Genomic DNA, 14777 nt, shown 5'->3' with positions numbered 1-14777 from the left:
TCTATTGAGTGCGGTCAATGGCTGGCACGTCACGGCGTGTGCTGGCGACCAGGTCGACGTCACTTAACGTTCGAGCGGCTTGCGTTTGGTCAGACTTGAATTAGGCCTCCCGACAGGCGGTAAGAAAACAAGAGTATTTTCGTTCAGGCTGCGATAAGTGCGTGAATAAAGTATTGTTGTTCGCATCAGCACGATGTCAGAAGCCTGGGGTGTTCAGGCGTTGTTAAATGATCGAGGGTGTCATGGGTTACGAAAGCATAAAGTGGGACAAGCTGGGATTCGATTACATCAAGACAGATCTGCGCTATTTGTCTTACTGGCGCAACGGTGCCTGGCAGGAAGGCACCCTGACAGAAGACAACGTGTTGCACATCAGCGAGGGCTCGACAGCCCTTCACTACGGCCAGCAGTGCTTCGAAGGGCTCAAGGCGTATCGCTGCAAGGACGGGTCGATCAATCTGTTCCGGCCAGACCAGAACGCGCTACGTATGCAGCGCAGTTGTGCCAGGTTGCTGATGCCTCCTGTCCCTTCGGATGTCTTCATTGAAGCCTGCAAGCAAGTCGTGCGTGCCAACGAGCGATTCATCCCGCCCTATGGCACAGGCGGAGCGCTGTACCTGCGTCCATTCATCATCGGGGTGGGCGATAACATTGGCGTGCGTACTGCACCGGAGTTCATTTTCTCGATCTTCTGCATGCCGGTGGGCGCCTACTTCAAAGGCGGCTTGAAACCCAATAACTTTGTGATTTCCAGCTATGACCGTGCAGCACCCAATGGTACGGGGGCTGCCAAGGTGGGCGGTAACTATGCTGCGAGCCTGATGCCCGGCGCAGAAGCCAAGAAGCGCCACTTTGCCGATTGCATCTACCTCGACCCTCAAACGCATTCGAAGATCGAAGAAGTGGGTTCCGCTAACTTCTTTGCAATTACGCGCAATGATGAGTTCATTACACCGAAGTCGCCTTCGGTATTGCCAGGCATTACCCGCTTGTCGTTGATCGAGCTGGCGCAGACTCGCCTGGGCCTGAAAGTTATCGAGGGCGATGTGTTTATCGACCGCATTGATGAGTTCAAGGAAGCTGGCGCCTGCGGTACGGCTGCGGTGATTACACCGATTGGCGGTATCGAATACCAGGATAAGTTACACGTGTTCTACAGTGAAGAAGAAGTAGGGCCCGTGACTCAACGGCTCTATAACGAACTCACGGGCGTGCAAACAGGCGATATCGAAGCGCCAGAAGGCTGGATCGTGAAAGTCTGATAACAGGCCCGGCATACACTGTATTGGCTCATCCACCCGGCTAAAAAAGGTGGATGAGCACCGGCATTTATCGCCGGACAGTGAGGCCTGCAAAGGACGAGGTCATTTTATAGACCTCTCCCACACACGGTGTTCCTGCAACGGGTCACCTGTTAAACCGTTCAACCAGCGCGCGCAAACCACGAGATGTACTTTCCAGTTCGTTGCCACGCATCACGGCTGCCTGTGCATTGCTCGCTGTTTTCTCAACGGTCCCTGCGACATTGTTGATTTGCCGGGCTATGTCTTCAGCGACATGGGCTTGCTCTTCTGAAGCCGCTGCCATTTGATGGCTCATGCTGCTGATGCGCTCAACGGCCTCACGGATGCCCTGGAGCGCCTCTTGCGCCTCAATGACCTGCAGAACACCGTGGTCAGCCTCGTTGATGCCCAACCTGGCGATGCTGACAGCCTCATCGGCACCCTTTTTCAGGGTTTCAATGACGCGTTGAATTTGCTGGGTTGATTCGCGGGTTTTGCCGGCCAGGGCGCGGACCTCATCGGCGACTACTGCAAAGCCCCGACCCTGTTCACCCGCTCTGGCCGCTTCAATGGCGGCGTTGAGGGCAAGCAGGTTGGTTTGATCGGCAATGGATTGAATCATCCCGGCAGCGCTCATGATCTGCTGGGTTTCGTTGGCCAGGTTATCCACGGCGTTGCTGATGTTGGTCACAGTGCTTGCCAGCAGTTGAATGGCTTCTCTGGACGTCCCGGCCACTTCGTCAGCCCGTTGAGCCAGTTCATGTGCTGTTTGTGCCTCATGTGCGGTGTGTTGCACATGACTGGACACCTCGTTGATCGACGCAGCCATTTGAGTCATGGCGGCGGCCGTCATGTCAGTTTCGGCTCTTTGCTCAAGCAAAGCCTGTTCAGTCTGGCTGGAAAGCAGTGAGGAATGTGCAGCCGCCTCGGACACTTGGGCCGCGAGATCGCTCAGGCGCGTGAGGGCGGTCTTGAGCCGGGCGTCTTCACTGATCAATATCATCTCCAGCTGCGCCGACGGACCATATGCGTCGCTATAGGTGAGCGCGCTCACCGGGTCTGTAAACGCGTCAGGGGCGCTTTCAATGATGTGCTTTAGTTGATGCCCGATCCGTTTATATGACCATGCACCAACGATTAAAAATAACCCGACGGTCACGGCGTGGGCTATCGGACTGGGCAGGTAATTAGCGGCGCCAATAGCGAGAACGGCGGCGCTCGCGGGGACAAGCATTTGACCGGTAAAAGCCGCCAGGTGATGTTTTTTTGAAACGGCATTTTTACCGGCTCGCAACCGCTCATACAACCGATGTGCGCGGTCTATCTGCTGCCGTGTCGGCTTGACCCTGACGGACTCATAACCGACTAACTTACCCTCTTCAAGAATAGGGGTTACGTACGCGCTGACCCAATAAAAATCTCCGTTCTTACAGCGATTTTTTACAACGCCCATCCAGCTTTTTCCCGCTTTCAAATAACGCCACATCAGCGCAAAAACAGCAGGAGGCATATCGGGGTGGCGCACCAGGTTGTGAGGGCTACCGATCAGCTCTGCTTGAGAGTAACCGCTTATCTGGGCGAATTCGCTATTGCAATAAGTGATTTTTCCGCTGGTATCAGTTGCTGAAATAAGGCGTTGTTGAACAGGAAATATCTGCTCTACGGCAGTGATGGAGCGGGCAGTTCGCACGGGCAGTGTGTCCAAAAAATATGGGTCTGTAATAGTGTAAAGCTACACGCTTTCAGAGTGATCCCCTAACGAATACTCGTGCTGAGTACATACCTGTAACTGCGCCGTGGCGGTCAGCTGTAGTTAGGCATTCAACAAAAAGCTCTGGAGGCGCATCGACTTTCAAAGATGGCTATTTGATACTTTCGTGCCGGTATTGTTTATCCGGCTGAGTATTTTTACAATAAGGCATCAAGGCCGTCAGGAGGGTGTTGAACTTTTTCTTCAGAGAAAAGCTCAAACTTGAATTTTGGCCAATATACAGTGTGGGAGGAATGTAAGCGCCTACCTCGCTTGGCCGCTCTGTTAGAATCGGGGCACTTGATATTCAGAGGTGCACAGATGAGCTCGCCGATTCGCCTTACCCAGTACAGTCACGGTGCAGGTTGCGGCTGCAAGATCTCTCCACAGGTGCTGGAGGTGATTCTGGCCGGCAGTGGTGCACAGAACCTTGATCCAAAGCTCTGGGTTGGCAATGCATCGCGCGACGACGCGGCGGTGTACGCCATCGATGAGGAGCGCGGTGTGGTGTCGACCACCGACTTCTTCATGCCTATCGTGGATGATCCGTACGATTTCGGGCGGATTGCGGCCACTAATGCCATCAGCGATATCTACGCCATGGGCGGTGATCCGTTGATGGCGATTGCGATTCTGGGCTGGCCGGTCAATGTGCTGGCGCCGGAAGTTGCCCGTGAAGTGATTCGCGGCGGGCGTGCAGCCTGTGATGCTGCGGGCATCCCGCTGGCGGGTGGGCATTCGATCGATACGCCGGAGCCTATTTTTGGTCTGGCAGTGACGGGATTGGTCGAGAAGCGTTTCATGAAGCGCAATGACACCGCGACCGAAGGCTGCAAGCTCTATCTGACCAAGCCGTTGGGCATCGGTATTCTCACCACGGCCGAGAAGAAGGGTGTGTTGCGCGCAGAGGATCAAGGGGTGGCGCGCGACATGATGTGTGCACTGAATAAGCCGGGTAGCCGTTTCGGGAAGCTGCAGGGGGTCAAGGCGATGACCGATGTCACCGGTTTTGGCCTGCTCGGCCATTTGGTGGAAATGGCCGACGGTAGCCAGCTGACAGCGCGCCTCGATTTTGCCGCCGTGCCGCGTCTGGCCAGTGTCGATTTCTATCTTGAGCAGGGCTGCGTCCCGGGTGGAACCCACCGTAATTTCGACAGTTACGGCGAGCGCATCACCGCACTGACACAGATGCAGAAGTTGCTGCTGTGTGATCCGCAAACCAGTGGCGGTCTGTTGGTTGCCGTCGAGGAGGGGGAGCAAGCGAATTTCCTCGCACTGTCCTCTGAACTCGGCCTGGAACTGTCAGTAATCGGCGAATTCGTGGGTCGACAGCGTCACGCGGTTGAGGTGTTCTGATGCGTCAAAACAGCACCGACTACCGCGACATTTTTCTCAACGACCGCCCCTTGATGGACGTTCGTGCCCCGGTCGAATTCGACAAGGGTGCTTTTCCCCTGGCGTGCAATCGGCCACTGATGAACGATCTGGAACGGGAGAAAGTGGGTACCTGCTACAAGCAGCAAGGGCAGCAGGCGGCCATTGAGCTGGGCCATCAGTTGGTGTCCGGCCAGATCAAACAAGAGCGCATCGAGGCCTGGGTGGACTTTGCCCGTTCCCAACCTCAGGGCTACCTGTATTGCTTCCGGGGAGGATTACGCTCGCAACTGACCCAGCAATGGCTCAAGAACGAGGCCGGGATCGAGTACCCACGGGTCATCGGTGGTTACAAGGCACTGCGCACGTACCTGATCGAGGTTACTGATAGCGCGGTAACCGAGTGCAACTTTGTGCTGGTAGGTGGGCTGACAGGCTCGGGCAAGACCGAAGTACTGACACAACTGGCCAATGCGCTTGATCTAGAGGGGCACGCAAATCACCGCGGCTCCAGTTTCGGCAAGCATGCGACGCCACAACCGGCGCAGATCAGTTTCGAAAATGCCTTGGCGATCGACATCCTCAAGAAGCGGGCTGGTGGCATCAATCAGTTCGTCCTCGAGGACGAGGGGCGTGTTGTCGGCAGCCGCGCGATCCCGCTGACGTTGTTCCAGGGCATGCAGAAGTACCCGCTGGTCTGGCTTGAGGAGCGCTTCGAGGACCGGGTCGAGCGAATCCTTAAAGATTATGTGATCGATTTGTGTGCCGAGTTCATCGACGTTCATGGCATCGAGCAGGGCTTTGGCGTCTTTGCTGCGCACCTGCGCCAGAGTTTGTCAGGCATCGTCAAACGTCTCGGCGGAGAGCGCTACCAGCGCCTGGCCTTGATCATGGACAGTGCACTGATCGAGCAGGAAAAGTCCGGCGCAGTCGATCTGCACCGGGACTGGATCATCGGGATGCTGAGTGAGTATTACGACCCTATGTATGCCTACCAGAGAGACAGCAAAGGGCCGCGAATCGAATTTTCCGGCGATCATGCGGCGGTGCTTGAGTACCTGAGAGACCGTGGCCGCCGCCTCGACTGAGTACTGCACTCGGCTGTGCGTCATCCTTTGATGACGTACAGGCAGATCGACAGTGTCACCAATGAGCCAAGGGTCGAGATCAGAATTGTGCTTGAAACCACTGACGCCTCGCGCCGGTAGTATTCGGCCAACATGAACGGCCCGGTGCCTGTGGGAAGTGCGCTGAGCAATAGGGCTGAATTGGCCCACAACGGTGGCAGGTGGAATACGCGGAACACCAGAAACCAGGTCAGCAGTGGATGCGCGATCAGCTTTATCAGCACCAGCATGGTTGCGCCTTGCCGTGGGCCTTGCTGTTTCTGGGCAAGAAACAGCCCGAGTGAAATCAATGCACACGGTGTGGTTGCCGCGCCGAGCAGGCTCAAGAATTTTTCAAGTGGCCCTGGCAGCGGTGCGCCGGTATAGGCCCAGCAGGCGCCCAGAATCGGCGAGACCACCAAGGGATTTTTAGCCAGCGCGAGCAGCACCTTGAGCACGATGCGATGCACCCGACGCTCGCTCTGTAAACCAATCTCGATGCACACCAGCGCCAGTCCGAACAACACACAGACCACCAGCAAGGACGCAATCAGGGCCGGTTCAAGACCCTCAGGCCCCAGCACCATGATGCACAGCGGTATGCCGATATAGCCGGTATTGGCATAGGACGCGCTGAGTGCATCAATGCTGGCATCGGCGAAGTGGCCACTTTTTTTCCAGCGCAGTAACAGGGTCAGTACGAACATCGCGAGGGTACTGCCTGTAAACGCGAGCACAAACCCCGGGTGCCAGATTTGCTCCCAGGTCGCGGTGGCGGTTGCGGTGAACAACAGCGCGGGCAGACACAGCCAGACCACCATGCGGTTGATTTCCGAGGCCGCATTCGGGCCCAGGCGCTGGGTGCGTCGACATACAAAGCCAATGAGGATCAGGGCGAAGATCGGCAGCAATACATTCAATACAGAAGACATCGACCCCGGCCCTTTGAACGGCTAACAAGCCGGCAAGGTTAAAGTCGGAAATCGTTAGCGTCCAATCTTTATTGATGAGCTCGTGGCCTGCAATCTCTCTGTATCAACGGTTTCAGGGCAGCAGAGCGGACCCTCGCCCGGCCACAAAGTCGCTATTCAACGAGAAGATCAACGCCTTCAATCCGCCCTCAGGGTGGACGTCGGCAAACTCGGGCGGATTTTTCAGGCGCTGCTGAAAAATCAGGTCAGGCGCCTCGACAGCGGCGCTGTCGATTAAAAAGTCCGGGCCGATGGCAGGGTCATTGATGCACGCCAGTACAAGACCTTGTGGGTTGAGCAAGTCAGGCAGGCGGCGGAGGATTTTTTGGTAATCCTTGGTCAGCACAAAGCTGCCTTTCTGAAACGAAGGCGGGTCGACGATGATCAGGTCGTAGGGGCCGTCTCTTTTTACTCTCGCCCAGGATTTGAACAAGTCATGCCCTAAAAAGCTCACTCGGCTCAAGTCATGCTGATTAAGGCGGTGATTATCTCGCCCTCGGCTCAGTGCGGCCTTGGCCATGTCGAGATTCACCACATGCTCGGCGCCCCCGGCAATGGCGGCGACAGAAAAACCACAGGTATATGCGAACAGATTCAGCACCCGTTTGCCGTGTGCCTGAGCTTGAACCCAGCGGCGACCATAGCGCATATCCAGGAACAGTCCGGTGTTCTGGTTTCTGCCAAAGTCCAGTTTGAAATGCAGGCCGTTCTCGGTGACAACGCCGTTATCAACGGTCTCCCCCAGCAACCATTCGGTTGTGCTGTCTTGAAGGTAGCGGTGCTGCAATAACAGGGTATGCGCCTGGCGGTGCAGCCAGGCGGGTGACTGGCTCAGGGCCAGAAGCATGTGCTTCAGGGCAGCCAACCCGGCTTCATCCGGTTGCTTGTACAGCGACACCAACAGCACGCCCTGCAACCAGTCAACGGTCACTTCTTCAAGCCCCGGCCAGCGTAGCCCTCTGCCGTGAAACAGGCGGCGAGCTTCGTCAGGTGCTGCACTTAAAGCGGAGATTAAATGCTGTTGCAGGATAGAGAGGGCTTCGGAATTCATCGCGGGCTATCAGTCATTCGAAAGCGCGCAGTTTAAGCGTAATCGCCGGGGGGTTGGTGGCGTTTATTCTATGATCCTGCGCTGGCGGGTAGACTAAGTGGCTGTGCTCGTTGAAGCATCCTTATGAACAGGAGTCGCTGTGTCCAAGTCTGTTGACGCCCCATCCCTTGAATCCTTATCGAGCGAGAGTCCTTCCCCGCTGTATGCCCGGGTTAAGCAGGTTATCGTTCAGCGGATTCGCTCGGGAGCATGGCTGCCGAACTCGAAACTGCCCTCCGAAAGTGAGTTGCTAAGCCTGCTGGGCGTCAGTCGCATGACCATCAACCGCGCCCTGCGCGAGCTGACCATTGAAGGGTTGCTGGTGCGTGTCCAGGGTGTTGGCACCTTTGTCGCCGAGCCCAAAGGGCACGCCGCATTGTTTGAAATCCACAATATCGCTGAAGAGATTTCTGCTCGCGGTCATGTTCACCGCTGTGAAGTGATCACCCTTGAAGAGCTGCCGGCCAAGGCCAGTGTTGCGCTGCCGTTTGCTCTGGAAGGGGTAACGCGGCTATTCCATTCGCTGGTGGTGCACTACGAGAATGAGGTGCCGGTGCAAATCGAGGAGCGCTTCGTCAATGCACAGATTGCGCCTGAATATTTGCAGCAGGACTTCACCAAAGTCACCCCTTATGCCTACCTCATTCAACTGGCGCCGCTAACGGAAGGGGAGCATGTGGTCGAGGCCATCCATGCCAAGTCTGCCGAGTGTCGACTGCTGCACATCAAGCGCAACGAACCGTGCCTGTTGATCCGTCGACGCACCTGGTCGGCCAAGGGGCAGGTAGGCAGTGCGCGGCTGGTGTATCCCGGCTCGCGGTATCGACTCGAAGGCAAGTTCGGTCACTGATTTCTCCCGATCAATGAGCGTCATTCAGCGGGTCGCTCATCGGTTTTGGCAGGTGTTACCTGCGTTACTTTTTGGTGCGGTCATGTTACGTGATGGTGCTGTTTGGTACAGAATTGCGGCAGATTCTTAGTCAACAACAGGATCATGATTCCGCATGGTCTGATTAATTAAATAGTTAAATATCTGAAAAAATGGAGTTTTTATTAAATTCTGGATGCGTTGACTCAGCCAGAAAAAACGATTGGCCCTTCACTTGCATTAGCTTGTATGTACAGGCTGGTATGAGGCTTAAGTGACTTTCTCCGGCCCCACCTGCTTGTGATGCCCGATGAAGGAACTCCACATGACTGATAGCCCCGTCACTCCCTTCACCCAACAGCTTCAGGGCGTACGCGTCCTGGATCTCAGTCGGGTGCTCGCCGGCCCGCACTGCACTGCTCTGTTGGCGGACCTGGGCGCCGATGTAATCAAGTTCGAAGTGCCTGTGCACGGTGATGACAGTCGACACCTGGGGCCTTTTCGCGAGGGTGAAAGCGTGTATTTCGGCTTGATCAATCGCGGTAAGCGGAGTGTCGAAATCGACTTCAAGTCCGAGTCCGACCGCGAACGATTTTATGAGCTGGTGGCTGACGCAGACGTGGTAGTGGAGAACTTCCGTCCGGGGGTGACCCAGCGACTCGGTATCGATTTCGACACCTTGAAGCAGTACAACCCGCGATTGATCTACGCGAGTATTTCCGGTTTCGGTCAGGACGGTCCGTTCTCGCGGCGACCGGCCTACGACATCGTTGCCCAGGCCTTGTCGGGTCTGATGAGCGTGACCGGTTTTCCCGAAACAGGCCCGACCCGCAGCGGTGAGGCGATTGGCGATTTGTGTGCTGGCGTCTATGCCGCCTGGGCGATCAGCTCTGCGCTGTTCGCTCGCGAACGGCATGCGCCTGGCGCGCAGTACATCGACGTTGCCATGTTCGATGTGCTGTTCAGTCTGCAGATGACCGGCCTGTCCAATCTTTTCGCCAACGGTGTCGCGCCGGGCCTGGTGGGCAATCGTCACCCGGTGTCGACGCCGTTCGATACGTACCGTGCGGCCGATGGCCTGGTGGTTATTGCGGTGGCCAGCAATCGTTTGTTCCAGCGGCTGTGTGAGTGCATGGGCAACGCTGGACTGGCGAGTGATCCACGTTTCGTCGATGACGATCAACGCACCCGGAACGAGCCAGCCTTGCGCGGCGAAATCGAAGGCTGGACCGCGAGCTACAAGGTCGAGCAGCTCTGTGACGCGCTGCTCGATGCGGGTGTTCCCGCGTCGCCGGTATGGAACCTTGCTCAAGCGGCTGCCAGTGAGCAGGCCCAGGTCCGCCAATTGCAGATTTACCCTGAAGGCTCGGCGTTACCGCTGGTTCCTCAGCCGGTGTTTTTCAATGGTCAGAAACCTCATGCCACGACGCTGGCGCCTCGATTGGGCGCAGACAGTCAGGCATTCGGGCTGGCGGACCCGATTAAACGCAAGCAGGAGATCAAGCATGAACTTTGAATTGGATCAGACCGAGTTGGCGGTGATCGACAGCGTTGAGCACGTTGCACGTGAAGTCATTGCGCCGCGAGCCAAACATTACGATGAGACTGAAACCTTCTGCGCCGAGAGTTTGCAGGCCCTCGCCGAGCTGGGCTGCATGGGCGTCAACCTGCCTGAGCACTATGGCGGCCTGGGCATTGGTAGCCTGGCGATGAGTCGTGTGGTTGAGGCGGTAGCGGGCGCATGTGCTTCGACGGCTTCTGCGCTTACGGCACATTTTTTGGCCACCGACTCGATCTTGATTGGCGGTACTGAAGCGCAGAAACAGGAGTGGCTGCCCCGGGCGGCCAGTGGTGAACTGCTGGGCGCCTTTGCCTTGACCGAGCCTACCGCAGGCTCGAATCCGGCGGACATGCGCTGCCGGGCGCAGCGGGAGGAGGGCGGCTGGCGATTACATGGGAGCAAGCATTACATCACCAATGCGCGCGAAGCTGGCTTCATTGTGCTCTACGCGAAAACCGACGCCGAGGTCGGGCACAAAGGCATCAGCGCCTTCGTGATTCCGCAGGGCACTGCCGGTATCAGCTTTTCCAGTCCGGAAAAAACCATGGGGCTGCGCGGCAGCACCATTTACGAATTGGCACTGGACTGCTGGCTGCCGGAATCGGCGTTACTTGGGACTGAAGGGCAGGGTTTCAACACAGCCATGGCGGTGCTTGACCGCGGTCGGGTCGAGGTGGCCGCCATGTCGCTGGGTATCGCCAATGCAGCTATGCAATGCAGCCTGGACTGGGTCCGCGAACGGCAGATAGGCCCCAAACCGCTGGCCGCTTATCAGGGGACTCAATGGCGCCTGGCCGAGATGTATGCTCAGCTGGAAGGCGCCCGGATGCTCACCTGGAAAGCCGCCGTGCGACGCGACAGTGGTGAGCGCTTCAGCCTTGACTCAGCCACCGCCAAACTGGTGGCGGCCGAATCGGCAGGCTTTATCACCGATGCCGCGCTTCAGCTACACGGCGGTTACGGCTACATCCGTGATCTGCCACTGGAGCGTTACGTGCGAGATGCACGAATCCTGCGCATCTTCGAGGGCACCTCTGAAGTACAGAAAATTATCATCTCCAGAGGTTTGCTCGAAGCCCGATGAGCCGCGATTTGTTAGCCTAGGCAAAAGCCGCTCGGTTTCAATTGAGCGGCACTGCGGCTATTGATCAGGGGAACAGGGATGAAGAGCGACGCACGCGTTGTGCATCACACCGCGACTGGCGGTGATGAGACGGCTGCTTTCTATATAGGGACAGCTGTCGAGTGATCTTGATAAAAGCGTCAGGGCTGGTCCGAAACGACGCGAAAACCCATAAGTGTTTGCTTAATCCTACGGATTTCACCTTGGCAGGTGGAGATCGCGTCGCCCTCACGGGGCCGTCGGGGTCGGGGAAAAGTGTATTTCTTCGTGCCCTGGCGCTGCTTGATCCGCTGGAGGAGGGCAGCGTTTTTTGGCGCGATAAACCGGTGTCGGGTTCCGGGATTCCGGCGTATCGCCGCCACGTCAGTTACATCGCTCAGCGCCCCGCAATGCTTGAGGGCACGGTCGAAGACAATCTGCGTTACCCCTTCAGCTTGAAGGTTTATCACGACCTTACCTTCGACCGCGCCGCCGCCTTACGGTTGGCCGAGCAGGCCGGCCGGGATGAGCGCTTTCTCGACCAGCAATCCAGCGAACTGTCGGGGGGCGAAGCGCAAATTGCAGCATTGATCAGGGTTCTGCAATTACAGCCTGATGTGCTTCTGCTCGATGAACCCACCGCGTCACTGGATCCCGAATCATCTCGGGAAATCGAGTCACTGGTGTCGGCCTGGTTCAGTGGCGCCAAACAGGATGATCGCGCCTTCATCTGGATTTCCCATGATCAAGAGCAGGCTCAGCGCATGAGTGAGCGCAGATTGACGATGCAGGCAGGCACACTGAGCGAGTACACGACCTGATGGAATATCAGAACCTATCGCTACTGGATATTGGTATTGCGTCCTCGTTGATCCTGATTAACGGCGTGCTGTCCCTTGTCCTGAAGCTTGATCTGGAGCGCAAGCTGCTTTGGGCGGCGATCCGCACCGTGGTGCAGCTACTCGCCATCGGATATGTACTGGGCTGGGTCTTTAACTTCGCCCAATGGTATGTCGTGCTGCCGTTGATGGCCGGGATGACCTTGATTGCGGGGCTGTCGGCCTCAGGTCGAGGCAAACGGACGTATGCGGGGCAGCGTATCGACAGCATTGCGTCGATCTGGCTGAGTTCATGGCTGGTCACAGCTGTGGGGCTGTTCGCTGTTATTCGGATTCATCCCTGGTATGAGCCGCAGTATGCAATCCCCATTCTCGGGATGATTCTCGGCAATACCCTGACCGGGGTGTCGCTGGGTATTGAGCGGATGACTCAGGAATTGACGACCGAGCGCAACGTCGTGGAAATGAGTCTTGCCCTCGGCGCTACCCGCTGGGAGGCCGCACAAGGCCCGGCCCGCCAGGCGGTACGTGCCGGGATGATCCCAACGCTTAATCAAATGACCGTGGTCGGACTGGTCAGCCTGCCCGGGATGATGACGGGGCAGGTGCTGGCGGGCCAGTCGCCGATTCAGGCGGTGCGCTATCAAATCATCATTATGTTTCTGATCGCGGCGGCGTCGGCGCTGGGAACGGTGTGTGCTGTATTGCTCACCTACCGGCGGCTGTTTTCAGCGGATCACCGGTTTTTGGCGTCGAAACTGATGGCGCGTAAATAGTCGGCCATGACACCACCTTGCGCCCGTCGGTTCGTCGGCGTGGCAGCACTGCCGTTGATCAGCACTGCAATATTCGGGGGCACTTCTTGGTATTGTGCGTCACAATTTGTGACGTTTTTCCCTTTTTAACGAGAAGCTGTAGAAATGCCTGAACCAATTCCCTTAAAGGACCACGAGAAAGAGACGCAGCTGGTCAATAAGCGTTTGCTGGCGTGTGGTCTGCTCGTGGCCGTGTTGAGCTGCATTCTGGTGGGCAGAATGTATTTTCTGCAGGTAACCGAGTTTGCCTATCACTCGACGATTTCAGAGAACAATCGGGTGCATGTGCTGCCGATCCCGCCGGAAAGAGGCCTGATCTACGACCGTAATGGTGTGGTGCTGGCGGACAATCGACCCAGTTTCAACCTGATCATGACCCGCGAGCGGTCTGGGGACTGGAGTCAGGTGCTGGACTCCCTCATCAGCATTCTTCAGTTGCCTGAAGAAGACCGGATTTTGTTCGACAAGGATCTGAAGCAGGCCCGTCATCGCTTCGACCCTGTGACGCTGCTGTATGAGTTGACCGAAGAACAAATTGCCTTGGTCGCCGTCAATCAGTTCCGCCTGCCGGGGATCGACGTCGAGCCGCAGTTCGTTCGGCATTACCCGTTGGGCGCGCATTTTGCCCATTCCATTGGCTATGTGGGCCGGATCAACGAAAAAGAGTCCAAGCAACTGTCGGTGGATTATCGCGGCACTCAATCGATCGGCAAGACCGGCATCGAGCGCTTCTACGAGTCTGAGCTGCATGGCCGGGTCGGCTATGAAGAGGTCGAAACCAATGCGCAAGGGCGGGTGTTACGCGTGCTCAAGCACACGGACCCTATCCCCGGCAAAAGCATCGTCCTGAGCCTGGATATCGGTCTTCAGGAAGCGGCGGAAGATGCCCTGGGAGATCGACGCGGTTCAGTGGTGGCGCTGGACCCGGAAACCGGCGAAGTACTGGCCATGGTCAGCAAGCCCAGTTTCGATCCCAATCTGTTCGTCACCGGTATCAGCTTCAAGGAATACGCAGCGCTGCGTGACTCTGTCGACCGGCCCTTGTTCAACAGGGTGTTGCGCGGGTTGTATGCGCCCGGCTCGACGATCAAGCCAGAGGTTGCGATTGCAGGGCTGGACAGCAGTGTCGTAACCGCGCAGACCCGGGTGTTCGATCCAGGCTATTTTCAGTTGCCGGATTACGACCACAAATACCGAAACTGGAACCACAGTGGTGACGGTTGGGTGGACATGGATGCCGCCATCATGCGTTCCAACGACACCTATTTCTACACGCTGGCGCACAAGCTCGGCATCGATCGCATGCATGACTACATGACCATGTTTGGCCTGGGGCAAAAAGTGTCGCTGGACATGTTTGAGGAGTCGGCGGGGCTGATGCCTTCCCGTGAGTGGAAGCGGGCCACGCGACGTCAGGTCTGGTTCCCGGGTGAAACCGTCATCTTGGGTATCGGGCAGGGGTATATGCAGGTGACACCGCTGCAACTGGCCCAGGCCACCGCGCTGATTGCCAACAAAGGCGTGTGGAATCGGCCTCATCTGGCGAAAACCGTCGACGGTGTGACGCCGGTCGATGAACACCCGATGCCCAACATCGTGCTGCATGACTCCAGTGAATGGGATCAGGTCAATCACGGAATGCAGATGGTGATGCATGACCCGCGCGGCATTGCCCGGGCCTCTGCCCTTGGCGCGCAATACCGGATTGCCGGTAAAAGCGGCACGGCCCAGGTGGTTGCGATCAAACAGGGTGAGCGCTACAACCGCTTGAAAACCCTGGAGCGCAACCGCGACAACGCCTTGTTCGTTGGCTTCGCCCCGGCGGCACATCCGAAAATCGCGGTCTCGGTCATGATTGAAAACGGTGAAGCGGGCGGTCGTGTGGCGGGTCCTGTCGTGCGCCAGGTAATGGACGCCTGGTTGCTCGACAAGGAAGGCCACTTGAAGCCGCAATATGCGACGCCGGTCAAAGTGCCGGGTGAGCCGCACGTCTGATACGCCGCATCAAGCTCACGTTA

General features: G+C 57.1%; 12 protein-coding genes. 9 read left to right on the top strand and 3 right to left on the bottom strand.

What is annotated here, in order from left to right:
* Positions 1 to 242 precede the first annotated feature (242 nt).
* A complete protein-coding gene (locus tag AC1MEA_RS24245) occupies positions 243 to 1262 on the top strand; it encodes a branched-chain amino acid aminotransferase (RefSeq protein WP_219060857.1) in 1020 nt (339 codons plus the stop codon).
* A 145-nt stretch (positions 1263 to 1407) separates the two neighbouring features.
* Here AC1MEA_RS24245 and AC1MEA_RS24240 read toward each other — a convergent pair whose 3' ends face one another.
* On the bottom strand, positions 1408 to 2973 hold the full coding sequence (locus AC1MEA_RS24240) for a methyl-accepting chemotaxis protein (protein ID WP_480417608.1): 1566 nt from the start codon (positions 2971 to 2973) through the stop codon (positions 1408 to 1410).
* Positions 2974 to 3354: 381 nt separating this feature from the next.
* Between AC1MEA_RS24240 and selD the strand changes: the two genes are divergently transcribed.
* Together selD and mnmH are read left to right on the top strand one after the other, a co-directional pair.
* A complete protein-coding gene (selD, locus tag AC1MEA_RS24235; protein ID WP_480417607.1) occupies positions 3355 to 4389 on the top strand; it encodes a selenide, water dikinase SelD in 1035 nt (344 codons plus the stop codon).
* Positions 4389 to 5495: a tRNA 2-selenouridine(34) synthase MnmH gene (mnmH, locus tag AC1MEA_RS24230; protein WP_480417606.1), complete on the top strand. Its 1107-nt coding sequence runs from the start codon at positions 4389 to 4391 to the stop codon at positions 5493 to 5495. Before selD ends, mnmH begins: the two co-directional genes overlap by 1 nt.
* Before the next feature lie 20 nt (positions 5496 to 5515).
* On the opposite strand, the gene AC1MEA_RS24225 is transcribed toward mnmH, so the two are convergent.
* On the bottom strand, positions 5516 to 6445 hold the full coding sequence (locus AC1MEA_RS24225) for an AEC family transporter (protein WP_480417605.1): 930 nt from the start codon (positions 6443 to 6445) through the stop codon (positions 5516 to 5518).
* A 112-nt stretch (positions 6446 to 6557) separates the two neighbouring features.
* On the bottom strand, positions 6558 to 7535 hold the full coding sequence (locus AC1MEA_RS24220) for a class I SAM-dependent methyltransferase (RefSeq protein WP_480417604.1): 978 nt from the start codon (positions 7533 to 7535) through the stop codon (positions 6558 to 6560).
* 139 nt (positions 7536 to 7674) lie between these two features.
* Here AC1MEA_RS24220 and hutC point away from each other — a divergent pair, with 139 nt between their 5' ends.
* The 6 genes from hutC (at position 7675) to mrdA (ending at position 14754) form a co-directional block, all read left to right on the top strand.
* Complete coding sequence (gene hutC / locus AC1MEA_RS24215; protein WP_480417603.1) at positions 7675 to 8424, top strand: histidine utilization repressor; 750 nt, start codon at positions 7675 to 7677, stop codon at positions 8422 to 8424.
* Positions 8425 to 8767: 343 nt separating this feature from the next.
* A complete protein-coding gene (locus tag AC1MEA_RS24210) occupies positions 8768 to 9958 on the top strand; it encodes a CaiB/BaiF CoA transferase family protein (RefSeq protein ID WP_480417602.1) in 1191 nt (396 codons plus the stop codon).
* Positions 9948 to 11087: an acyl-CoA dehydrogenase family protein gene (locus AC1MEA_RS24205; protein ID WP_480417601.1), complete on the top strand. Its 1140-nt coding sequence runs from the start codon at positions 9948 to 9950 to the stop codon at positions 11085 to 11087. Before AC1MEA_RS24210 ends, AC1MEA_RS24205 begins: the two co-directional genes overlap by 11 nt.
* Positions 11088 to 11254: 167 nt before the next feature.
* Complete coding sequence (locus AC1MEA_RS24200; RefSeq protein WP_480918213.1) at positions 11255 to 11926, top strand: ABC transporter ATP-binding protein; 672 nt, start codon at positions 11255 to 11257, stop codon at positions 11924 to 11926.
* Positions 11926 to 12720: an ABC transporter permease gene (locus AC1MEA_RS24195; protein WP_480417600.1), complete on the top strand. Its 795-nt coding sequence runs from the start codon at positions 11926 to 11928 to the stop codon at positions 12718 to 12720. Before AC1MEA_RS24200 ends, AC1MEA_RS24195 begins: the two co-directional genes overlap by 1 nt.
* Before the next feature lie 144 nt (positions 12721 to 12864).
* Entirely contained in the window at positions 12865 to 14754 is a 1890-nt protein-coding gene (mrdA, locus tag AC1MEA_RS24190; protein WP_480417599.1) for a penicillin-binding protein 2, read from the top strand.
* The last annotated feature ends 23 nt before the right edge of the window (positions 14755 to 14777 follow it).

The sequence above is a fragment of the Pseudomonas sp. ASL8 genome, from assembly GCF_056680355.1.
This window is presented reverse-complemented; position numbering and strand designations above follow the sequence as displayed.